Genomic DNA, 21,213 nt, shown 5'->3' on the forward strand with positions numbered 1-21,213 from the left:
TTCCGTCACTCAGGGTACGGCTGGTGCCCGGCGGCTGGGCCGCACCACCGCGGACACCGTATCCAGCAACTTGGGCAACTGGAGGGGCTTCTCGAAGAACCCGTCGATGCGCTCCAGCCCCTGTCCCGAGGTGAGGGAGGCCACCTCGCTGGCTCCCGAGATGATGTACACGGCGATGTCCGCCAGCGACTCATTGCCGCGGATGAACCGCAGCACGGACTGCCCGTCCTCTTCACTCAGGCGCAAATCCAACAGCACCATGGCCGGACGGATGTGGGACAGGATGGAGCGCGCCTCCGAGGCCCCCGAGGTGGCCATCACCCGGTAGCCCTCCTGCTCCAGCACCTGCTGGAGGACCTCGCGGCAGTCGGCGTCGTCCTCCACGAGGAGGATTCCGCCGGACTTGGGCGCCGCCTGGTTCATCTCCGGAGCGCTGACGGCCCCGGCGAACATCGGCAGCACCATCTGGAAGGTGCTGCCCTCTCCGAGGACGCTGGAGGCCTCCATGCGCCCGCCGTGCAGGGCGACAATCTTCCCCACCAGCGGCAGGCCCAGGCCCGCGCCCGGCGGCCGGGGCATGCCCGGCTGCGCGCGGTAGAAGGCGTCGAAGACGTGCTCCAACGCCTCGGCGGACATGCCGGGGCCGCTGTCCTTGACGGTGAGCGTGGCCAGCCCGTCCTCGGTGGACACCCGCACCTCGACGGTGTCGTCCGCCTCGCTGTGGTGGATGCCGTTCTCCACGAGGTTGTGGATGGCTTCGGCGATGCGCTCGCGGTCTCCGCGCACGAAGACCTCGGGGCAGGGCGGAATCACCACCCGCACCTTGCAGTGCTCGGCGAGGGCGGCCAGCGCGCGCACCACCTCTTCGGCCACGGCCTTGAGCCCGAAGGGGCGCTGGTTGAGCTGCATCTTCCCGGACTGGAGCCGGGACATGAGCAGCAAATCGTTCACCATGCGCAGCATGCGGTCCGAGTTCCGGTCGCAGATCTGCACCGCGCGCCGCTGCGAGTCCGTCAGGGGCCCCAGCTTCTCGCGCCCCATCATCGCCAGGTAGGACTTGATGGTGGTGAGCGGGTTCTTCAAGTCGTGCGAGACGTTGCCGAGCAACTCCTCGCGGTTCTGCTCCAGGCTCTTGAGGCCGGCGATGGCCGTCTGGAGGTCCTTGTTGCGGCGGGCGCTGTCATCGCGCAGGCGCGCCACCTCGTAGGCGGCGGTGAGCTGCGCGGCCAGCGACTGGAGCAGCATGTCCGAGGGCTCGCGCCGGGCGCCGAGCACCACCAGGACACCCGTGCAGCCCTGGGGGGCCTCCAGCGGGACGGCCACGGTGTCGCCCTCGCGCAGCAGCGTCTTCGTGGAGAAGGCCCGCCCCACCACGCCCTCGCCGGGGACGGCGGCGGTGACGCGGTCGTCGTAGCGGCCGCGCACGTGCTCGACGTGCAGTTGCTCGCGCGAGGGGAAGTGGCGGGCCACGTAGCAGACCTTCGGCTTGAGCAGCGCGTGGATGGTCTGCAGGTGGGAGCGAAGGGCCTCCGTGGGCCCCGCGTTGTCCGTCAGGTGCCGCGCCATCTCCAGCAGGGCGCGGTGGGCGGTATCGCCATCCACCGGCGGGGCCGGCTTCACGGTCCGCCGAGCGGGCTTCTTGTCAGTCTTGGCAACCGGCCGCAGCGGGACGACTTCCGCCAGCGGCCCCTTCTTCTTCGAGCGCACGGGTAGATCCTGCTCCATGTACCGCGCGCGAGGAAACGGCTCCGTCTCGCAGGGCCTTCCAAAGGACAGTAGTCGTGTCGGCTGTCCGACAGGCCGGCGCTCAGGCCCTGCGCTGGATGCGGCCGTCCTGACCCAGGGCGTACGGCTCCACCAGGAGGGGCTGCACCTTCGTCTGGTAGCCCTCCACGGAGAAGCCGCTCTCGGCCAGAGCGGCCAGGGCGGACGTCTGCACCCGGCGGCCCGTGTCGTCGGCGGTGAGGAGCTTCAGCATGGGCTCGCGCGCCGGCTCGTACTTGAAGGAGCCGAGCGCCTTGAGCGCGGCGATCTTCACGTCGTCCGACATGTCCTCGAGGAAGGGCAGCACCACCGGAGGAATGCGAGCGTCCGTCTTGCCCGTCACGTGGTGCAGGAGGACCACCTTCTTTTCCGGGTTCTTCGTGTACGTCTTGGAAAGGTGCTGGAGCGAGTCCACGCAGGCGCCGAGCACCTCGTCCTCGGTGAGGAGCTCCCCCATCAGCCGCAGGGCCCACGACGTGGCCGACTCGTTCTTCTGGAGGAACTCGGTGATGGGCGGGACGGCGTTCTTCCCGAAGCTCTTGACGAGCTCGAAGGTGCGCTCCTTCTCGTCTGCGTCCGTGGTGAGCGGGTCCACGGTGATGGTGAAGCGGGCGAGCAGCACGCTGACCGCCTCGGGGATGTTCATCTCCCCGAGCTGTTCGATGGCCTTCTGGCGTGTCGCCGGGTCCCCGTACTTCTGGGTCACCTTGGACTTGAGCTTGAGGGCTTTGTCGGGGCCCGAGCCGCCCGTGAAGATGTCTAAGAGGCCCATTGCGCGTGTGCTCCGTTTCCTGCGGAAGCGTGATGCGTGAAGGTAGGAGGCGCCGTCTATGCCGACCCGGCGCCCGGGACAAGAGACAAGAGGATCAGAGCGTCAGCTCCCGGCGGACATCGGCCCGGTATGCGCGCGAAAGTGTTTCGGCCGCGGCACGGGCCTCGGCGCTGGCGTCCTCCGGCACCTTCACCTGCAGGTGGAGGTAGAGGTCTCCTGGCGCTCCGCCCTTGAGGGAGGGCACACCGCGCCCCTTCAGGCGCATGCGCCGGCCGGACTGTGAGCCCGGTGGCACCTTCACCGTCACCTCGCCCTGGAAGGTGGGCACGCGCACGTCCGCGCCCAGGATGGCCTCGGGCACCGTTACCGGCAGGTCGATGTGCAGATCGTCGCCCTCGCGGCGCACCAGCGGATGCTCGGCGACCTCCGTCTCGATGTAGAGGTCGCCCGGGGGGCCGCCACGCGTGCCGGCCGCGCCCTGTCCGGCCAGCCGGACCTTCGAGCCCGTCTGCACGCCGGCCGGAATCTTCACCGTCAGCCGTGTGGTCTCCTCCTTGACGCCGGTGCCGCCGCACTGGGGGCAGGGCTCCATGGCCCGACCGGTGCCCTGGCAGTTGGGGCACACGCCGCCCCCGCCGAAGAGGCTGGCCCGCTTGGGGCGGCCGGTGCCGCTGCAGGTGGGGCAGGTGCCCATCTTCCCCGAGTCGCCCCGGCCGCTGCACGCCTGGCAGCGTCCGGGCCGGCTGATGGAGAGGGTGCGTTCCGAGCCGGAGACGGCCTCGTTGAGGGTGAGCTGCACGCGGGCCGTGAGGTCCTCGCCGCGCTCGGGCCCCGTGCTCCGGGCCCCACGCCGGCCGAAGAGGTCGCCCACGTCGAAGCCGCCCCCGCCGCCTCCGCCACCACCGCGCCCGCCGAACAGGTCGCCGAAGAGGTCGCCCAGGTCGAAGCCCTCGGCGCCAAAGGGCATGCCGCCCGCGCCGCCGCTCGAGGCCGCGGACTTGTAGGCCCGATAGGCCTCCGCCTTCTTCTCGTCGAAGCCTATCTTCTCCGCGTCGGGGCCGAACTCGTCGTAGAGCTTGCGTTTCTTCGGGTCCGACAGCACTTCGAACGCGGAGCCAACCTGCTTGAACTTCTCCTCGGCGGCCTTGTTGCCCGGGTTGACGTCGGGGTGGTACTTGCGCGCGAGCTTGCGGTACGCCTTCTTGACGTCGTCCGCCGAAGCCCCCCGGTCCACACCGAGAATCTGGTAGTAGTCGTCCGCCATTTGTTCCCGCCGTGATGTACCTGATTGAACGTAACCAGCCGGCGGGAGCACGCCAGCGTGGAGTGCCCGTTTGGCGCGAGATGTATAAAGTCGCCGGAAGATGAGGGAGGCCATGGAAGCGCCGCGCCAGACTGGAGCGGGAACCCTGTGGCTGGTGGTCTGGCTCCTGTTCGTGCCCGTCGCGGGGGCCCGGGCCGCGCCCCCGCCAGCCCCGGACGCACGTACAGCCGAGCCCGAGGGCCGCGTCATCGACCGGGTGGTGGCCATCATCGAGGGCCAGGTCCTCACCCTGAGCGAGCTGCGCTTCGAGGCCCGGGTCGCGCTCATCCAGCGAGGGGGCGTGCAGGCCCTGGAGGCTCCGCTCGACGAGGACACGCTCCGGGGCGCCCTGGAGTTCCTCATCAACCAGCGGGTCCAGGTGCTGAACGCGGACCGCCTCCAGGCCTTCCCCGCCGAGCCGGCGGAAGTCCAGGCGCGGCTGGCCGCGTTCCAGGCCCGCGTGGGCGGTGAGGTCGCGCTGCGGCGCTTTCTCGCCCGGCATGACGTGGATCAGGAGGCGTTGGAGCGGGTACTTGCCCGGGGGCTGCGCGCGGAGCGCATCCTGGACAGCCGCATCCGGCTCCGGGCGCAGGTAGGCGAGACGGAGGTCCGCCGCTACTTCGAGCAGCACGCGAGCGAGTACCCCGCGGACTACGAGGCGGTGCGCACCGCCATCCGGGAGAAGCTGGTGCGTGAGCGGTATGCGGTGCTGGCGGCGGAGGAACTGCTCCAGGTGCGGGCCTCGGCGCAGGTGCGCCGGGTGGCCCCCTTCGCGCGGGAGGCACGGCGATGAGGCGGATGCGCGACGACGCCGCGCCGCGCGGGAAGCCGGACTTCGTCATCCGTCAGATGACGGTGGCCGACATGCCGGCGGTGATGGCGCTGGAGAAGCAGGCCTTCAAGAACCCCTGGTCCGCGGAGCTGCTCCAACGCGAGCTGCAGCACGAGTGGTCCACCATCCTCCTCGTCGAGGAGGAGCGGAAGGACGAGGCTCCGCTGCTCCTGGGCCTGGCCATCTTCTGGATCGTCCACGACGAGGTGCACGTGCTCAACGTGGCCACCGCCCCGGAGCACCGACGGCGTGGGGTGGCCCGGGCCGTCATGGACGAGGTGCTCGCGCGGGGCAGGGCGCGGCGCTGCACCCTGGCCACGCTGGAGGTGCGCCGCAGCAACGAGCCCGCGCTCCAGCTCTACAAGTCCCTGGGCTTCCGGGCGGTGGGCATCCGGCCGAACTACTACGTGGACGAGGGCGAGGACGCCATCGTGATGGTCCTCGACTTCTAGTTGCACGCGGAGTAGACGAGCGCCCCGTCGTACACCCGCCATGCTCCGATGCTCCGGCATCCGGGAATGCGCCTCCGGGGGCTCACCAGTTCATAGGCAGGGTCCAGGCCGTGCTTGACACGAAGGGGGCCCTTCCTATACTCGCGGCCCTTTCCGTAGCACTGTAGGTAGATATGCGCCGCCTGGTGTGTCCGGCGGCGGCCAACCCGAAGAAGAGGTATCAGTTGCCGACCATCAGCCAGCTGGTTCGCAAGGGCCGCGAGAAGCTCGTCATCAAGGGCAAGAGCCCCGCGCTCAAGGAGTCCCCCCAGAAGCGTGGCGTCTGCACGCGCGTGTACACCACGACCCCGAAGAAGCCGAACTCGGCCCTCCGCAAGGTGGCCCGTGTTCGTCTGACCAACGGGATCGAGGTCACGTCCTACATCCCCGGCGTGGGTCACAACCTCCAGGAGCACTCGGTGGTGATGATCCGCGGTGGCCGTGTGAAGGACCTCCCGGGCGTCCGCTACCACATCATCCGTGGCACGCTGGACTCCGTGGGCGTCGCAGGCCGTAAGCAGGGCCGTTCCAAGTACGGCGCGAAGCGTCCGAGCTGATCGCTCGAAACGCGGACCACCTTCTCGCAGTGATTCGGACGCATGGCCCCGCACCCTGGGGAGCGTCCCAGGCAGTTCCTCCAAGTGGTACTTGAAGCCCCGTTGAGTGCTCTCCGGAAGGGGAGTGGGGCGTAAGGGAAGAGAAAGAGATGCCTCGTCGTCGCGTAGTCGCCAAGCGCAAGATTCTGCCGGATCCGAAGTTCCAGGACCGCCTGGTCACCAAGTTCGTCAACGACCTGATGCGGAAGGGGAAGAAGTCCATCGCCGAGGGCGTGTGCTACGGCGCCTTCGCCCTCATCGAGGAGCGCGCGAAGGAAGACCCCCTCAAGACGTTCAAGAAGGCCCTCGACAACGTGAAGCCGGTGCTCGAGGTGAAGAGCCGCCGCGTCGGTGGCGCCACCTACCAGGTGCCCGTCGAGGTCCGCCAGGACCGCCGCGTGGCCCTCGGCATGCGGTGGATCATCAGCTACGCCAAGGCGCGTGGCGAGAAGACCATGCAGGAGAAGCTGGCCGGCGAGATCATGGACGCCGCCAACAACCGCGGCAACGCGGTGAAGAAGCGTGAAGACACGCACAAGATGGCGGAGGCCAACAAGGCCTTCGCTCACTACCGCTGGTAGGCCGTCAAGGCTTCGCGGTTGCCGCCCGGATGCAGATGCTGCATCCGGGCGGTTTTGTTAGATGGCGCAGGTTCTCTGAAATCGTCCGGTCGGTGGGTGACGCGGCCCGGAGGCCCGCCCCGCTTTTCGAAGAGGTATTGAGTCATGGCCCGTGAGCATCCCCTCGAGCGCTACCGCAACATCGGCATCATGGCGCACATCGATGCCGGCAAGACGACCACCACCGAGCGGATCCTCTTCTACACCGGCGCCATCCACAGGATGGGCGAGGTTCACGAGGGGACCACCACCACCGACTGGATGCCGCAGGAGCGCGAGCGCGGCATCACGATTACGTCCGCCGCGATTACGGCCTTCTGGAACCGGCGCGACCAGCGCTACCGCGTCAACATCATCGACACGCCGGGACACGTGGACTTCACCATCGAGGTGGAGCGCTCGCTGCGCGTGCTCGACGGTGCCATCGCCGTGTTCGACGGCGTGAATGGCGTGGAGCCGCAGTCCGAAACGGTGTGGCGCCAGGCGGACAAGTACAAGGTTCCGCGCATCTGCTTCATCAACAAGATGGACCGGGTGGGCGCGGACTTCGAGATGTCCGTGGGCACCATCAAGGAGAAGCTCGGCGCGCGCGCGGTGCGCATGCAGCTTCCCCTGGGCTCCGAGGACAAGCTCCGCGGCGTCATCGACCTCATCAAGATGAAAGCGCTCGTGTTCCACGACTCGGAGCAGGGCAGCCGCTACGACGAGGTGGACATCCCCGAGGAGTACCGCGAGGCGGCCGAGGCGGCCCGCGGCGAGCTGCTCGAGGCCGCGGCCGAGCAGGACGACGCGCTGACGGAGAAGTTCCTCGAGGGCCATGAGCTCACCGAGGAGGAGATTCGCGGCGCCATCCGCAAGGGCTGCGTGGGGCTGAAGCTGTTCCCCGTGTTCTGCGGCTCGGCGTTCCGCCACAAGGGCGTGCAGCCGCTGTTGGACGCGGTGGTGGACTACCTGCCCAGCCCGCTCGAAATCCCGCCCGTGCACGGCAAGACGCCCAAGGGCGAGGACGCCATCCGCGAGACGAAGGACGACGCGCCCTTCAGCGCGCTGGCGTTCAAGATCATGAACGACCCCGCGTTCCAGTCACAGACGCTGACGTTCCTGCGCGTCTACTCGGGCCGCCTGGAGGCGGGCACGGCGGTGTGGAACTCGGTGAAGGGCAAGCGCGAGCGCGTCAGCCGCCTCGTGCAGATGCGCGCGGACAAGAAGGACGAGCTCACCGAGTGCTTCGCTGGCGACATCTGCGCGGTGGTGGGCCTGAAGCTGGCCAGCACCGGCGACACGCTCTGCGACGACAAGCAGCCCGTCATCCTGGAGCGGATGGAGTTCCCCGAGCCGGTCATCGACATCGCGATTGAGCCGAAGTCGACGGCGGACCAGGACAAGATCATCCAGTCGCTGCAGCGCCTGGCGATGGAGGACCCGTCCTTCCGCGTGAAGACGAACGAGGAGACGGGGCAGACCATCATCGCCGGCATGGGCGAGCTGCACCTGGAAATCATCGTCGACCGCCTCCTGCGCGAGTTCAAGGTCGACGCGAACATCGGCAAGCCGCAGGTGGCCTACCGGGAGACCATCACCACGCAGACGGAGGCGGAGGGGAAGTACATCCGCCAGACGGGCGGCCGTGGCCAGTACGGCCACATCTGGCTGCGCGTCATGCCCAATGAGCCGGGCAAGGGTTTCGCCTTCGAGAACAAGGTCGTCGGCGGCGCGGTGACGAAGGAGTTCGTGGAGGCGGTGAAGGAGGGCGTCTTCGAGTCCATGCAGAACGGCCCGGTGGCTGGCTACCCCATGGTGGACGTCAAGGTGGAGGCCTACGACGGCTCCATGCACGACGTGGACTCCAGCGAGATGGCCTTCAAGATCGCCGGCTCCATGGCGTTCCGGGATGCCGTGCGCAACGCCACGCCGGTGCTGCTCGAGCCCATCATGAGCTGCGAAATCGTCACCCCCGAGGACTTCATGGGCGACGTCATCGGCGACCTGAACGGCCGTCGCGGAAAGGTGCTGGGCATGGTGCCCCGGCCGGGCCGCGTGCAGGCCATCCAGGCGCAGGTGCCCCTGGCCGCCATGTTCGGCTACTCCACGGACCTGCGCAGCCGCAGCCAGGGAAGGGCGACCTACACCATGCAGTTCAGTCACTACGCGCCCGCTCCCAAGACGGCTCTCAACCGGTGACGGCGGCACGCCCGGCGGCATACCCGCCGGGCGATTTCAGTTGACGTTGCGGGACGTTTGGAGCAGGACGCAGCACCTTCGCAGTTGTTTCCCGAGATTACGCGCGCCGGGTCCGCTGACCGGCAGCCCCGCGAGGAGAGGTCATGGCCAAGGAGAAGTTCGAGCGTAACAAGCCCCACGTGAACATCGGCACGATCGGACACGTGGACCACGGCAAGACGTCGCTGACGGCCGCCATCACGAAGGTGCTGGCGAAGACGGGCGGCGCCACGTTCATGGCGTACGACCAGATCGACAAGGCGCCGGAGGAGCGTGAGCGCGGAATTACCATCTCCACCGCGCACGTGGAGTACCAGACGAAGAACCGGCACTACGCCCACGTCGACTGCCCGGGCCACGCCGACTACGTCAAGAACATGATTACCGGCGCGGCGCAGATGGACGGCGCCATCCTGGTGGTGTCCGCGGCCGACGGCCCGATGCCCCAGACGCGTGAGCACATCCTCCTGGCCCGCCAGGTGGGCGTGCCCTACATCGTCGTCTTCCTGAACAAGGTGGACATGCTGGACGACCCCGAGCTGCGCGAGCTCGTGGAGATGGAGGTCCGGGACCTGCTGAAGAAGTACGAGTTCCCCGGCGACACCATCCCCATCATCCCCGGCTCGGCGCTCAAGGCGCTCGAGGGTGACACCAGCGACATCGGCGAGCCGTCCATCCTGAAGCTGATGGAGGCGGTGGACAGCTACATCCCCACCCCGGTGCGCGCCACCGACAAGCCCTTCCTGATGCCGGTGGAGGACGTGTTCTCCATCGCCGGCCGTGGCACCGTGGCCACCGGCCGCGTGGAGCGCGGCAAGATCAAGGTGGGCGAGGAGGTCGAGGTGGTCGGCCTGCGTCCCACGCAGAAGACGGTGGTGACGGGCGTGGAGATGTTCCGCAAGCTGCTGGACGAGGGCATGGCGGGCGACAACATCGGCGCGCTGGTGCGCGGCCTGAAGCGTGAGGACCTGGAGCGTGGCCAGGTGCTGGCCAAGCCGGGCAGCATCACTCCGCACACCAAGTTCAAGGCGCAGATCTACGTGCTGTCGAAGGAGGAGGGTGGCCGTCACACCCCGTTCTTCAAGGGCTACCGTCCCCAGTTCTACTTCCGCACCACGGACGTGACGGGCACGGTGAAGCTGCCGGACAACGTGGAGATGGTGATGCCGGGCGACAACATCGCCATCGAGGTGGAGCTCATCACCCCGGTGGCCATGGAGAAGGAGCTCCGCTTCGCTGTCCGTGAGGGCGGCCGCACCGTGGGCGCCGGCGTCGTGGCCGAAATCATCGAGTAGAAGCAGTCCACCGGCTCCCTGGGGACCCCCATCCGGGGAATTTTCAGGGAGCCGGAGGAAATCCAGTTGCACACCCCCGGCGCGGGATGGTAATCACCGCGCCCCTTCGTTCCGAAGAAACGGCTCTGTGAAATCCAGGGGACGTAAGTCGTAGCGCCGCCCGAGGCACAGGCAGGGCTCGTTCTAAGAGGTTCTTGCGAATGGCGACACAGAAGATCCGCATCCGGTTGAAGGCGTACGACTCGAAGCTCCTGGACCAGAGTGCCGGGGAGATCGTCGAGACGGCCAAGCGCACGGGCGCGAAGGTGGCCGGTCCGATCCCCCTGCCGACGCGCATCAACAAGTTCACGGTTCTGCGGTCCCCGCACGTGGACAAGAAGAGCCGCGAGCAGTTCGAGATCCGCACGCACAAGCGCCTGCTCGACATCCTCGAGCCCACGCAGCAGACGCTGGATGCGCTCATGAAGCTGGATCTGTCGGCCGGCGTTGACGTCGAGATCAAGTCCTAGGAAGCGGGTGGGCGTTTGAGTGGTTTCACTCCGACCCCGCGAGGAAAGAGCCATGGCGAAGTTTGACGTTGTCGACCTGGATTTGAAGAAGGTGTCGGAGATCGAGCTCTCCGACGACGTGTTTGGCGCCGAGCCCAACACCCACCTCTTTTACGAGGTGGCGAAGATGCAGCAGATCAACCGGCGTCGCGGCACGGTGGGGGTGAAGAACACCTCGCTGGTCAGCGGCGGCGGCAAGAAGCCCTGGAAGCAGAAGGGCACCGGCCGCGCCCGTCAGGGCTCGATCCGCGCCTCCCACTGGGTGGGCGGCGGCAAGGCGATGGCCCCCAAGGCTCGCGACTACTTCTACCGCCCGCCCCGCAAGGTGCGCCGCGGCGCCTTGAAGTCCGCGCTGTCCCTCCGGGCCCGCGAGAAGACGCTCATCATCCTGAACGGCTTCTCCCTGGATGCTCCGAAGAGCAAGCAGGCCTTCGAGGTCCTCACCAAGCGCCTGAAGCTGCAGAACGCGCTGGTGATTGACGACAAGGGCAACACCAACCTGCACCGCAGCGTGCGCAACCTGGCGAAGTTCGACGTGCTGCCTCCCGAGGGTCTCAACCTCGAGGCCGTCCTGCGGCACTCGCACATCGTCCTCACCTCCGCGGCCGCGAAGACCCTTGAGGGGGCGCTGTCATGAATCTCAACGACGTCATCAAGGGCCCGCTCATCACCGAGAAGCTGGACAAGGCCCGCGAGAAGTTCCGTCAGTACTCGTTCATCGTCGACCGCAAGGCCACCAAGCACGACGTGGCCCGCGCGGTGGAGACGCTCTTCAAGGTCACCGTCGAGGGCGTTCGTACCAACGTCGTCCGCGGCAAGGTCAAGCGGGTGGGCCGGAACATCGGCAAGCGGCCCAACTTCAAGAAGGCGGTCGTCACCCTGAAGCAGGGCGACTCGATCGAGCTCTTCGAGGGAGGGGCGGCCTGACGCTAATGCGTCGCTGCCTGCGAGGAACACACCATGGGCATCAAGAAGTACAAGCCGACTAGCGCCGCCCGCCGTCTGATGACGGTGTCCGACTTCGCGGACATCACCAAGGACTCCCCGGAGAAGAGCCTCACGGCTCCCCTGAAGCGCTCCGGTGGCCGCAACGTCCACGGGCACATCACCCGCCGTCACCAGGGCGGTGGCCACAAGCGCCGTTACCGCATCATCGACTTCAAGCGTCGCGACAAGGACGGCGTGCCGGCCAAGGTCGCCGCGGTGGAGTACGACCCGAACCGCTCCGCGAACATCGCGCTGCTGCACTACGCGGACGGCGAGAAGCGCTACATCCTCGCTCCGGTGGGTCTGAGCGTGGGTGACACCGTGTTCGCCGGCGAGACGGCGGACATCCGTCCGGGCAACAGCCTCCCACTGCAGAACATCCCGGTGGGCACCATCATCCACAACGTGGAGCTGAAGCCGGGCCGCGGCGCCCAGGTCATCCGCTCCGCTGGCACGAGCGGCCAGTTGATGGCGAAGGAGGGCCGCTACGCGCAGGTGCGCATGCCTTCCGGCACCGTCCGCATGGTCCTCATCGAGTGCCGCGCCACCGTGGGCCAGGTGGGCAACATCGAGCACGAAATCATCCGCATCGGCAAGGCGGGTAAGAGCCGCTGGCTGGGCATCCGCCCGACGGTTCGTGGTCTGGCGATGAACCCTGTCGACCACCCGCACGGTGGTGGTGAGGGTAAGTCCGGCCAGGGTAACCCGCACCCGGTGTCGCCGTGGGGCCAGAAGACGAAGGGTCTCACCACGCGCACCAACAAGCGCACTGACAAGTTCATCGTGAGCGGCCGGCGCCAGGGCGCCCGCAGCCAGTAAGAGGATTCCTGAATCATGGCTCGTTCGATCAAGAAGGGTCCGTTCGTCGACGACTTCCTCGTGAAGAAGATCGAGGACATGATCAAGACGAACAAGAAGGCGGTCGTGAAGACGTGGTCGCGTCGTTCCACGATCCTGCCGGAGTTCGTCGGTCACACCTTCGCGGTGCACAACGGGAAGAAGTTCATCCCGGTGTTCGTCACGGAGAACATGGTGGGCCACAAGCTCGGCGAGTTCGCCCCGACGCGTACGTTCGGCGGTCACTCGGCGGAGAAGAAGGTCGCCAAGGCCCCGGGCAAGTAGCCTGGCGCATTGCCTGAGAGCCTGAGGAGAAGACCATGGAGTCGACTGCACATCTGCGTTTCCTGCGCATGAGCCCCCGCAAGATTTCCACCGTTGCGGCGCTCGTCCGGGGCAAGCCCGTCGAGGCGGCCCTCAACATCCTGAAGTTCACCAAGCGCGCCGCGGCCAAGCCGGTGGAGACGCTCATCAAGAGCGCGGTGGCCAACGCGACGGACAAGTCCAAGGGACAGGTCGACGTGGACACGCTCTACGTGAAGACCATCTCCGTGGACCAGGGCCCCACCCAGCGCCGGTTCATGCCGCGCGCCATGGGCCGGGCCACCCCCATCAAGAAGAAGACGGCCCACGTCCACGTGGTGCTGGCCGAGGCGAAGAAGAAGTAGGACCCGAGTCGGGCCTGCGCCCGGAACGTTCAAGGAGATTCACGTTGGGACAGAAAGTTCATCCGATCGGGTTCCGGCTCGGCGTCATCAAGACCTGGGACTCCAAGTGGTTCGAGCACAAGAACTACGCTCAGTGGCTCCATGAGGACATCCGCATCCGCGAGTTCGTGAAGAAGTCGCTGAACCACGCGGGCGTGTCCAAGGTGGAGATCGAGCGCGCCGCCAACAAGGTGAAGGTCAACGTCCACACCGCGCGTCCGGGCATCGTCATCGGCAAGCGCGGCGCGGGCATCGAGACGGTGAAGAAGGACCTCCAGCAGTTCACGAAGAACGAGGTCTTCCTCAACATCGTCGAGGTCCGCAAGGCGGAGACCGACGCGCAGCTCGTGGCCGAGAACATCGCCACGCAGCTCGAGCGCCGCATCGCCTTCCGCCGCGCCATGAAGAAGGCCCTGCAGACGGCGATGAAGTTCGGCGCCAAGGGCATCCGCGTGGCCTGCTCGGGCCGCCTCGGTGGCGCGGAGATGGCGCGCTACGAGTGGTACCGCGAGGGCCGCGTGCCCCTGCACACGCTGCGCGCGGACATCGACTACGGCTTCGCCGAGGCCAAGACGACCTACGGCAAGATTGGCTGCAAGGTCTGGGTCTGCAAGGGCGAGGTCCTCCCGGGCAAGGGTGGCCAGGCCCCCATGCCCTCCAACCGGTAATCAGCCCACCCGCGCCGGGCTGCTCGTGAGAGCGGCCCGGGGCAGGGCGGCCAAGGACAGCGACGATGCTTCAGCCTGCTCGTACCAAGTACCGCAAGATGCACAAGGGCCGCACCCCGGGCGCTGCCCACCGTGGCAGCGACATGACCTACGGTGAGTACGGCCTGATGAGCCTCCAGCCGGGTTGGATCACCTCCCGGCAGATCGAGGCGGCCCGTATCGCGATGACCCGCCACGTGAAGCGCGGCGGCAAGATCTGGATCCGTATCTTCCCGGACAAGCCCATCACCAAGAAGCCCGCCGAGACCCGTATGGGTACCGGTAAGGGTGGCGTGGAGTACTACGTCGCGGTGGTGAAGCCCGGCCGTATCCTCTACGAGATGGAGGGTATGACGCGCGAGGTGGCCACCGGGGCGCTGAAGCTGGCCCAGGCGAAGCTGCCGGTGCTCACGAAGATCGTGACGCGCTCGGACCTGAGCCTCTAAGGCATACAGCGGCGGGGGCCGGCCTCGAGGTCGGCCCTCCTCGCATGTGGAGACTGCAATGGCGACTGCGAAGGAACTGAAGGAACTGTCCGCGGAAGACCTGCAGCGGCGCGCGACGGAGCTGCGCGAGACGCTGTTCCAGGACCAGCTGAAGCGGCGTACGGGCTCGTTGGACAGCCCGGCCGAGCGCACCAACCACCGCCGCGACCTGGCCCGAGTGCTCACCGTCCTGACCCAGAAGGCGAAGGCGGCGAAGCAGGGCTGAGAAGTCAAACCTCCAAGCGCGCTCTGTGGTAGAGCGCGCGCGGCCATCCGGGAACTGAAAGCCCGGGTGCATGAGAGATAGTGAGACCGAAGATGGCTGAAGCGACCGAGACGCCCGCTCCCGAGACCTCGACCCGCGGTCGTCCCAAGACGCGCGTGGGTATCGTCACCTCCAACAAGATGCAGAAGACGGTGGTCGTCACCGTCCAGCGTCGTGCCCCGCACCCGAAGTACGGGAAGATCATGAGCCTGCGCGAGAAGTACAAGGCTCACGTGGAGGACCACGACTACCCGAAGAAGATCACCATCAACGAGGGTGATCGGGTCCGGATCGCCGAGACCAAGCCCGCCTCGAAGGACAAGCGCTGGCGCGTGGTCGAGGTGCTGGAGAAGAGCAAGAACGTCTAGCACGCACCCCGGCGACAAGGAGACTTCCAGATGATTCAGATGACGAGCGTGCTCGACGTTGCCGACAACTCGGGCGCGAAGAAGGTGTTCTGCATCAAGGTGCTCGGCGGCTCGAAGCGCAAGTACGCGTCCATCGGCGACGTCATCGTCGTGTCGATCCGCGAGGCGCTGCCCAACTCGAAGGTGAAGAAGGGTGACGTGGCCAAGGCCGTCATCGTCCGCACCAAGCGCGAGGTGGGTCGTCCCGACGGCAGCTACATCAAGTTCGATGGCAACTCCGCCGTCCTCATCAACAAGGACATGGAGCCCATTGGTACGCGCATCTTCGGGCCTGTTGCCCGTGAGCTCCGCGCCCGCAAGTTCATGAAGATCATCTCGCTGGCGCCCGAAGTCCTCTGAGAGGACGCCAGGCCGGACGGCGAGCAGCCAGAGAGAGGAAGCCATGCAGAAGCTGAAGGTGGGAGACACGGTCCAGGTCATGGCCGGGGCCGAGGCCTCCGAGAAGAACGCGGCGAGCAAGCGCGGCAAGATCCTGAAGATCGACCGCGAGTCGGAGCGCGTGACTGTTGAAGGGCTGCGCCTGGTGAAGCGGCACCTGAAGAAGACGCCGCAGAGCCCCGAGGGTGGCATCGTCGAGAAGCCCGGCACCATCGCCCTGGCCAATGTCCAGGTGGTGTGCGCCAAGTGCGACAAGCCGACGCGAGTGGGCTTCCGCACCGAGGGTGAAGGCGGCAAGAAGAAGCGGTTCTGCAAGAACTGCGACGCCCTGATTGACTAGGTGAGCGTGTTGGTGCATGTATGCGCGCCCTTCGCCCTCCCGGGTGGGAGGGACGGTGGGCGTGCAGGCATGGAGGGCCCGTGGAGCAACAGGGGCCCTCGTGGTGTTTCCAGGTTCCATACGAAGGACTGATCGAGGCGCTGGGTCCACGACGGCGCTCCGAAGCAGAGGACAGGACAATGGCTGACGAGAAGAAGGCCGAGCAGAAGGAAAAGAAGGCGAAGCGGGGCAAGAAGGAAGAGTCCAAGAAGGTTGGCTTTGCTGCCAACATCGAGGAAGGACTCGAGTCCAAGCCGGCTCGCATGAAGGTCCGCTTCTTCAAGGAGGGCGTGCCCGCTCTCATGAAGGATCTGAACCTGAAGAACCCGATGCAGGTTCCGCGGCTGGAGAAGATCGTCGTCAACATGGGTCTGGGCGAGGCGCTCGCCAACAACAAGATCCTGGAGTCGGCGGTGGATCAGCTCGCCGCGATCACCGGCCAGAAGCCCATTGTCACGCGCGCTCGCAAGTCCATCGCGAACTTCAAGCTGCGCCAGGGCCAGGCCATCGGTGCCGCCGTCACCCTCCGCGGTGACCGCATGTACGAGTTCATGGACCGCCTCATCACCGTGGCGCTGCCGCGCGTGCGTGACTTCAAGGGCGTGTCTCCGAAGGCTTTCGACGGGAAGGGTAACTACACGCTCGGCGTCCGCGAGCAGATCATCTTCCCCGAAATCAACTACGACCAGATCGAGAAGGTGAAGGGGCTCAACATCAGCTTCGTCACCACGGCCAACAACGACGAGCAGGGGCTGGCGCTGATGCGTCACTTCGGCATGCCGTTCCGTCAGTAAGCCCTCGAGCCAAGGACCCGAAGACAATGGCCAAGCTCTCCAAGATTGCCCAGGCAAAGCGCAAGCCGAAGTTCGCCGTGCGCCAGTACAACCGCTGCCCGCTGTGCGGTCGTCCTCGCGCCTTCCTGCGCAAGTTCAAGATGTGCCGTATCTGCCTGCGCAACCGCGCCCTGCGCGGTGAGATCACCGGCGTCACCAAGTCGTCCTGGTAGCCGGAAGGGCAGGGCGCCTGGCAAGGCCGTGAGGTCTGGCAGGCGCCCTGGGCGTGCTCCGAGAGGAGCCCGCGCTGGAAGTTCTGCTGTACGAAGTGGCAGCCGTCGCGAACCCCCGGGATGGGCCCGGCAGGCGCGGTGGTTGCGAACGCGGGGCGCCCGGGAAGGGGCCCTGCCTCGGAAGGTACTTCATGCCGGTCAATGATCCCGTCGGCGACATGCTGACCCGCCTGCGCAACGCCTCGCGCGCGCGGCACGACAAGGTCGTCATCCCCCACTCGAAGCTCAAGCTCGAGATCATCAAGGTCCTCAAGGATGAGGGCTACATCGGTGAGTTCACCGTTCACGAGCTCAAGCCCCAGAACGAGATCACCGTGCAGCTGAAGTACGGCCCGGACCGCGCGCCCGCCATCACCGGCATCCGCCGCGTGTCGAAGCCGGGTCTGCGCCGCTACGTGAACTCGCGCGAGATTCCTCAGGTGCTGGGTGGCCTGGGCATCTCCGTCCTCTCCACCTCGCGCGGCATCATGGTGGACTCCGAGGCCCGCAAGCAGAAGGTGGGCGGCGAGCTGCTCTGCACCGTCTACTAGCCAGCCGCCCAGGTGCGGCGCCCCGCGAGGGAGCGCCCCCCGGGCAGACAGGAACGAGGCAACCATGAGTCGGATTGGAAAGCTGGCAATCAAGCTCGGCGACAAGACGAAGGCCACCGTCGCCGGCCAGCAGGTGAATTTCGAGGGCCCCAAGGGCAAGCTGTCCGTGAAGCTGCCCGCCAGGGTCAAGGTGGAGGTCAAGGCCGGTGAGGTGACGGTGCAGCGCGAGGACGACTCTCGCGAGGCCCGCAGCCTCCACGGCCTGACGCGCACCATCCTCGCCAACGCAGCCAGGGGCGTGTCCACGGGCTTCGAGAAGAAGCTGGACATCCGCGGCGTCGGTTTCCGTGCCGAGGTGAAGGGCAAGGCCATCCACTTCTCCCTGGGCTTCTCGCACCCGGTGGTGTTCAACCTGCCGGAGGGCGTGACGGCCGAGGTCGACAAGGCCTCGCGCACCGAGGACAGCCTTCCCACGGTGGGCCTGACGCTGCGCTCCGCGGACAAGGAAGTGCTGGGCGCCACGGCGGTGAACATCCGCTCGCTGCGTCCGCCCGAGCCGTACAAGGGCAAGGGCATCAAGTACGCCGAGGAGCGCATCCGTCGCAAGGAGGGCAAGACCGGTACGACCTAGTCGTCCCGTCTGTCCTGAGTATTCCAAACCCCGCCGGGCCCTGAGGGCCTGGCGGCATCATCCGGCGGCGGAAGGCCGCATCGCCGCCGGACGGAAAAGGAAGCAGCCATGGCATCGAAGATCGAACAGCGCCTCAAGAGGAAGAACCGCATCCGCAAGAAGCTGTCGGGCACGACAGAGCGGCCGCGGCTCACCGTCTACAAGAGCCTCAAGCACATCTACGCCCAGGTGGTGGACGACACCACGGGCCGCACGCTGGCGTTTGCCTCGTCGCTGTCCAAGGACCTGAAGGGTCAGGACGAGGGCGACAAGAAGGCGGACGCGAAGCGCGTCGGCACCCTGATTGCGCAGAAGTGCAAGGCCGCTAACGTCGAGGCGGTGGTGTTCGACCGCAACGGCTTCCCCTATCACGGGCGCATCGCCGCCGTGGCCGACGCCGCGCGCGAGGCCGGGCTGAAGTTCTAAGAGTTCGAAAGGAATCCCCAAGTGGCAACTCCGATCAATCCGAACGATCTGGACCTCACCGACCGCGTGGTGAACATCAACCGCGTGGCCAAGGTCGTGAAGGGCGGCCGTCGCTTCTCGTTCGCCGCCCTCGTGGTGGTGGGGGACGGCGCCGGACACGTGGGCGTGGGCCTGGGCAAGGCCAACGAGGTCCCCGAGGCCATCCGCAAGGGTGGCGAGAACGCCAAGAAGAACCTGTTCCGGGTTCCGCTGATGGGTCACACCATCCCGCACGAGGTGCTCGGGCACTTCGGCGCCGGGTGGGTGCTCCTGAAGCCGGCCAGCCAGGGTACGGGCGTCATCGCCGGCGGCGCGGTCCGCGCGGTGCTGGAGGCGGCGGGCATTCGCAACATCCTGACCAAGAGCCAGGGCTCGCGGAATCCGCACAACGTGCTGAAGGCCACGGTGGCCGGCCTGAAGATGCTGCGCAGCGCGGAGCAGGTGTCCCGTCTGCGCGGCAAGGACGTCGAGGCGACGAAGCTCGCCGGCGAGCAGAGGACCTAAACCATGGCGCTCAAGGTCAAGCTGGTGAAGAGCTTCGCGGGTTCGTCCGGTGACATGCTGGACACCATCCGCGGTCTGGGCCTCAAGAAGTTCGGCGAGGAGCGCATCCTGAAGGACACCCCGTCCGTTCGCGGCATGGTGTTCAAGGTGAAGCACCTGGTCAGCCTGGAGACGGTGTCCACTGAGGCGGCGGCGCCCAAGCGCCGCAAGCCGCGCAAGGTCGCTCTCAAGGAGCGCGCCCTTGCGTACCAGGCCAAGCAGGGCAAGGCCTGAGTCACGAGAGGATTGAGACGATGAGCACTCTGCACGATTTGAAGCGTCCGTCGCGCTCGTGGCACCGCAAGAAGCGCGTGGGCCGCGGCCAGGGCAGCGGCCTGGGCAAGACGGCCGGTCGCGGTGGCAAGGGCCAGAAGGCCCGCACCGGCAACATGCGGTTCGAGGGCTTCGAGGGCGGCCAGAGCCCGCTGCAGCGCCGCCTGCCGAAGTTCGGCTTCAACCCGCCCAACCGCACCATCTACGCGGTGGTGAATCTGGCGGACCTGGAGCATCACTTCGACGCTGGCGCCACGGTGGACGAGGCCGCGCTGAAGTCGGCGGGCTTGGTCAAGGGCCGCTACGACGGCGTGAAGCTCCTGGCCCAGGGTGGACTGACCAAGAAGGTCACCATCCGGGTCCACAAGGCCTCCGAGGCGGCGAAGTCGGCCGTCCAGCAGGCCGGCGGCTCCATCGAGGAGCTGCCGCTGATGGCCCACAAGCCGGAGTCCGCCGCCAAGGCGCACGCTGGTAAGGGCGTCAAGCAGCCCAAGGCCTAGAGCGTGTCCGGCGCGCATCACTTGTCGGTGGTGCGCGCCTTTTCGCTTGTGTAGGCTTTCGCGCCCCTTTCCCGTTAGTGGAACAGGGGCGTTTTGTCGTCCTGGCAGAACCCTCACGAAGAGGATGGCTACCCCGTGGCTCTGAACGCCTTCGCCAACGTCTTCCGTATCGCGGAGCTGCGCAGCCGGCTCGCGTACTCGCTCGTGTTGCTCGCCGTCTATCGCATTGGCATCTTCATCAACACGCCAGGCGTGGACCGCGCGGCAATGAACGCGTTCATGGAGGCCCAGAAGCAGTCGGGTGGCCTCGTGTCGCTGTTCAACCTCTTCTCCGGCGGCGCGCTGGAGCAGATGTCCATCTTCGGCCTGGGCATCATGCCCTACGTCAGCGCCTCCATCATCATGCAGCTGCTGGCGGTGGTGGTGCCCAGCCTGGAGCGACTCCAGAAGGAGGGCGCCGGCGGCCGGCAGAAGATCAACCAGTACACGCGCTACGGGACCATCGTCCTGTCCGTCATCCAGGGCATCGGCATCTCCCGGTGGCTGGCGTCGCTGGGCCGTTCCGACGGCGGACAGAGCGGGTTCAACCAGATTGTCGTTCCGGATGACAGCGCCTGGTTCACCTTCATGACGGTCATCAGCCTCACGGCGGGCACGGCCTTCATCATGTGGCTGGGTGAGCGCATCACCGAGCGCGGCATCGGAAACGGCATCTCCCTCATCATCTTCGCCGGCATCGTGGCCCGCGTGGTTCCGGGTGGAAAGACGCTGCTGGACCTGACGCGCCAGGAGGTCATCGCGGTGGCCGAGGTTCTGGGCCTCTTGGCCTTCATGCTCCTCATCATCGGCGTGGTGGTCTACGTGGAGCGCGGCATGCGGCGCATCCCCATCCAGTACGCCAAGCGAATGGCGGGGCGGCGGATGTTCGCGGGCCAGGCCACGTACTTCCCGATGAAGGTGAACACCTCGGGCGTGATTCCGCCCATCTTCGCCGGCGCGGTGCTGTCCTTCCCGGCCACGCTGGGCACCTGGTTCCCGTTCCTGCAGGACTTCCAGCGCGCCATCGAAGGCAACCTGTGGATCTACAACGGGCTTTTCATCCTCCTGGTCATCTTCTTCGCGTACTTCTACACGGCGCTGACCTTCCGCCCGGATGACGTCGCGGACAACATCAAGAAGCAGGGTGGCTACATCCCCGGTATCCGCCCGGGCCGCCAGACGGCGGAGTTCATCGAGCGAGTGCTCAACCGGCTCACCTTCGGCGGCGCGCTGTACCTGGCCGTCATCTGCGTGATTCCGTCCGTCATCAGCGGCCTGCTGGGGGTGCGCTTCACGTTCGGTGGCACGGCGCTGCTCATCGTCGTGGGCGTGGCGCTGGACACGGTGCAGCAGATCGAGGGCCACCTCATCAGCCGCAACTACGAGGGCTTCGCGGGTCCCCGCGGTCCGCGCATCCGCGGCCGGGTGCGCGCGGCGGCCTGAGGCACGGGGCGTACGTACCGGGCGCCTCTCCCCGTCGCGGGGAGGGGCGCCTCGTCGTTCCAGGGTAATG

30 protein-coding genes are annotated in these 21,213 nt (G+C 66.9%); 27 read left to right on the forward strand and 3 right to left on the reverse strand.

Annotated elements, in window-relative coordinates; genetic code table 11:
- Window positions 1-9: 9 nt before the first annotated feature.
- The 3 genes from ACVTJA_RS22190 to ACVTJA_RS22200 all read right to left on the reverse strand — a co-directional run bounded on the left by ACVTJA_RS22190 (window position 10) and on the right by ACVTJA_RS22200 (window position 3,800).
- Window positions 10-1,707: an ATP-binding protein gene (locus ACVTJA_RS22190; RefSeq protein WP_465838977.1), complete on the reverse strand. Its 1,698-nt coding sequence runs from the start codon at window positions 1,705-1,707 to the stop codon at window positions 10-12.
- Window positions 1,708-1,807: 100 nt separating this feature from the next.
- Window positions 1,808-2,536, reverse strand: coding sequence for a HEAT repeat domain-containing protein (locus tag ACVTJA_RS22195; protein WP_465838978.1), 729 nt, complete (start codon window positions 2,534-2,536; stop codon window positions 1,808-1,810).
- A 94-nt stretch (window positions 2,537-2,630) separates the two neighbouring features.
- Window positions 2,631-3,800 (reverse strand): DnaJ C-terminal domain-containing protein, encoded by a 1,170-nt coding sequence (locus tag ACVTJA_RS22200; RefSeq protein ID WP_465838979.1) that lies wholly within the window; start codon window positions 3,798-3,800, stop codon window positions 2,631-2,633.
- A gap of 112 nt (window positions 3,801-3,912) precedes the next feature.
- Here ACVTJA_RS22200 and ACVTJA_RS22205 point away from each other — a divergent pair, with 112 nt between their 5' ends.
- The 27 genes from ACVTJA_RS22205 (at window position 3,913) to secY (ending at window position 21,143) form a co-directional block, all read left to right on the forward strand.
- Entirely contained in the window at window positions 3,913-4,632 is a 720-nt protein-coding gene (locus ACVTJA_RS22205) for a hypothetical protein (protein WP_465838980.1), read from the forward strand.
- Entirely contained in the window at window positions 4,629-5,123 is a 495-nt protein-coding gene (rimI, locus tag ACVTJA_RS22210; protein WP_465838982.1) for a ribosomal protein S18-alanine N-acetyltransferase, read from the forward strand. The genes ACVTJA_RS22205 and rimI overlap by 4 nt, the downstream gene beginning before the upstream one ends.
- 224 nt (window positions 5,124-5,347) lie before the next feature.
- Window positions 5,348-5,719, forward strand: a complete 372-nt coding sequence (rpsL, locus tag ACVTJA_RS22215) for a 30S ribosomal protein S12 (RefSeq protein WP_223753772.1) — start codon at window positions 5,348-5,350, stop codon at window positions 5,717-5,719.
- A 149-nt stretch (window positions 5,720-5,868) separates the two neighbouring features.
- A complete protein-coding gene (gene rpsG, locus ACVTJA_RS22220; RefSeq protein WP_044191600.1) occupies window positions 5,869-6,339 on the forward strand; it encodes a 30S ribosomal protein S7 in 471 nt (156 codons plus the stop codon).
- 144 nt (window positions 6,340-6,483) lie between these two features.
- Window positions 6,484-8,559: an elongation factor G gene (fusA, locus tag ACVTJA_RS22225; RefSeq protein WP_465838983.1), complete on the forward strand. Its 2,076-nt coding sequence runs from the start codon at window positions 6,484-6,486 to the stop codon at window positions 8,557-8,559.
- Between the two features lie 143 nt (window positions 8,560-8,702).
- Complete coding sequence (gene tuf, locus ACVTJA_RS22230; protein WP_465838336.1) at window positions 8,703-9,893, forward strand: elongation factor Tu; 1,191 nt, start codon at window positions 8,703-8,705, stop codon at window positions 9,891-9,893.
- Between the two features lie 200 nt (window positions 9,894-10,093).
- The gene (rpsJ, locus tag ACVTJA_RS22235) at window positions 10,094-10,402 is read left to right on the forward strand and encodes a 30S ribosomal protein S10 (protein WP_002633608.1); all 309 of its coding nucleotides are present in this window, start codon (window positions 10,094-10,096) and stop codon (window positions 10,400-10,402) included.
- A 52-nt stretch (window positions 10,403-10,454) separates the two neighbouring features.
- Complete coding sequence (rplD, locus tag ACVTJA_RS22240; RefSeq protein WP_465838986.1) at window positions 10,455-11,078, forward strand: 50S ribosomal protein L4; 624 nt, start codon at window positions 10,455-10,457, stop codon at window positions 11,076-11,078.
- Window positions 11,075-11,368 carry a 50S ribosomal protein L23 gene (locus ACVTJA_RS22245; protein ID WP_206728472.1) on the forward strand — a complete coding sequence of 98 codons (294 nt, stop codon included), beginning with the start codon at window positions 11,075-11,077 and terminating at the stop codon, window positions 11,366-11,368. Before rplD ends, ACVTJA_RS22245 begins: the two co-directional genes overlap by 4 nt.
- Window positions 11,369-11,401: 33 nt before the next feature.
- On the forward strand, window positions 11,402-12,247 hold the full coding sequence (gene rplB / locus ACVTJA_RS22250) for a 50S ribosomal protein L2 (protein ID WP_465838987.1): 846 nt from the start codon (window positions 11,402-11,404) through the stop codon (window positions 12,245-12,247).
- 15 nt (window positions 12,248-12,262) lie between these two features.
- Window positions 12,263-12,550 carry a 30S ribosomal protein S19 gene (gene rpsS, locus ACVTJA_RS22255; protein WP_002633604.1) on the forward strand — a complete coding sequence of 96 codons (288 nt, stop codon included), beginning with the start codon at window positions 12,263-12,265 and terminating at the stop codon, window positions 12,548-12,550.
- 35 nt (window positions 12,551-12,585) lie between these two features.
- Window positions 12,586-12,933 carry a 50S ribosomal protein L22 gene (gene rplV / locus ACVTJA_RS22260; RefSeq protein ID WP_465838989.1) on the forward strand — a complete coding sequence of 116 codons (348 nt, stop codon included), beginning with the start codon at window positions 12,586-12,588 and terminating at the stop codon, window positions 12,931-12,933.
- Window positions 12,934-12,977: 44 nt separating this feature from the next.
- Window positions 12,978-13,640, forward strand: coding sequence for a 30S ribosomal protein S3 (gene rpsC / locus ACVTJA_RS22265; RefSeq protein ID WP_002633602.1), 663 nt, complete (start codon window positions 12,978-12,980; stop codon window positions 13,638-13,640).
- A gap of 65 nt (window positions 13,641-13,705) precedes the next feature.
- Window positions 13,706-14,125 carry a 50S ribosomal protein L16 gene (gene rplP, locus ACVTJA_RS22270; protein ID WP_465838991.1) on the forward strand — a complete coding sequence of 140 codons (420 nt, stop codon included), beginning with the start codon at window positions 13,706-13,708 and terminating at the stop codon, window positions 14,123-14,125.
- A 46-nt stretch (window positions 14,126-14,171) separates the two neighbouring features.
- Complete coding sequence (rpmC, locus tag ACVTJA_RS22275) at window positions 14,172-14,390, forward strand: 50S ribosomal protein L29 (protein ID WP_465838993.1); 219 nt, start codon at window positions 14,172-14,174, stop codon at window positions 14,388-14,390.
- A gap of 80 nt (window positions 14,391-14,470) precedes the next feature.
- On the forward strand, window positions 14,471-14,797 hold the full coding sequence (rpsQ, locus tag ACVTJA_RS22280; RefSeq protein WP_205519441.1) for a 30S ribosomal protein S17: 327 nt from the start codon (window positions 14,471-14,473) through the stop codon (window positions 14,795-14,797).
- A 30-nt stretch (window positions 14,798-14,827) separates the two neighbouring features.
- On the forward strand, window positions 14,828-15,196 hold the full coding sequence (gene rplN / locus ACVTJA_RS22285; protein ID WP_164021706.1) for a 50S ribosomal protein L14: 369 nt from the start codon (window positions 14,828-14,830) through the stop codon (window positions 15,194-15,196).
- A 43-nt stretch (window positions 15,197-15,239) separates the two neighbouring features.
- A complete protein-coding gene (rplX, locus tag ACVTJA_RS22290; RefSeq protein ID WP_465838994.1) occupies window positions 15,240-15,575 on the forward strand; it encodes a 50S ribosomal protein L24 in 336 nt (111 codons plus the stop codon).
- A 302-nt stretch (window positions 15,576-15,877) separates the two neighbouring features.
- Window positions 15,878-16,408 carry a 50S ribosomal protein L5 gene (rplE, locus tag ACVTJA_RS22295; protein WP_465840487.1) on the forward strand — a complete coding sequence of 177 codons (531 nt, stop codon included), beginning with the start codon at window positions 15,878-15,880 and terminating at the stop codon, window positions 16,406-16,408.
- Between the two features lie 26 nt (window positions 16,409-16,434).
- Window positions 16,435-16,620, forward strand: coding sequence for a type Z 30S ribosomal protein S14 (locus tag ACVTJA_RS22300; RefSeq protein WP_015350175.1), 186 nt, complete (start codon window positions 16,435-16,437; stop codon window positions 16,618-16,620).
- Window positions 16,621-16,811: 191 nt separating this feature from the next.
- Window positions 16,812-17,210, forward strand: coding sequence for a 30S ribosomal protein S8 (gene rpsH, locus ACVTJA_RS22305; protein WP_206728466.1), 399 nt, complete (start codon window positions 16,812-16,814; stop codon window positions 17,208-17,210).
- Window positions 17,211-17,274: 64 nt separating this feature from the next.
- On the forward strand, window positions 17,275-17,841 hold the full coding sequence (gene rplF, locus ACVTJA_RS22310) for a 50S ribosomal protein L6 (RefSeq protein WP_465838996.1): 567 nt from the start codon (window positions 17,275-17,277) through the stop codon (window positions 17,839-17,841).
- Between the two features lie 108 nt (window positions 17,842-17,949).
- Window positions 17,950-18,306, forward strand: a complete 357-nt coding sequence (gene rplR, locus ACVTJA_RS22315) for a 50S ribosomal protein L18 (protein ID WP_267854201.1) — start codon at window positions 17,950-17,952, stop codon at window positions 18,304-18,306.
- A gap of 21 nt (window positions 18,307-18,327) precedes the next feature.
- Window positions 18,328-18,849, forward strand: a complete 522-nt coding sequence (rpsE, locus tag ACVTJA_RS22320) for a 30S ribosomal protein S5 (RefSeq protein ID WP_163989304.1) — start codon at window positions 18,328-18,330, stop codon at window positions 18,847-18,849.
- Between the two features lie 3 nt (window positions 18,850-18,852).
- Entirely contained in the window at window positions 18,853-19,122 is a 270-nt protein-coding gene (gene rpmD / locus ACVTJA_RS22325) for a 50S ribosomal protein L30 (RefSeq protein ID WP_465838998.1), read from the forward strand.
- A 20-nt stretch (window positions 19,123-19,142) separates the two neighbouring features.
- On the forward strand, window positions 19,143-19,661 hold the full coding sequence (gene rplO / locus ACVTJA_RS22330) for a 50S ribosomal protein L15 (protein ID WP_465838999.1): 519 nt from the start codon (window positions 19,143-19,145) through the stop codon (window positions 19,659-19,661).
- A 135-nt stretch (window positions 19,662-19,796) separates the two neighbouring features.
- Window positions 19,797-21,143 carry a preprotein translocase subunit SecY gene (gene secY / locus ACVTJA_RS22335; RefSeq protein ID WP_465839000.1) on the forward strand — a complete coding sequence of 449 codons (1,347 nt, stop codon included), beginning with the start codon at window positions 19,797-19,799 and terminating at the stop codon, window positions 21,141-21,143.
- Window positions 21,144-21,213: the final 70 nt, after the last annotated feature.

It is taken from the genome of Pyxidicoccus sp. M6 (genome assembly GCF_055568925.1).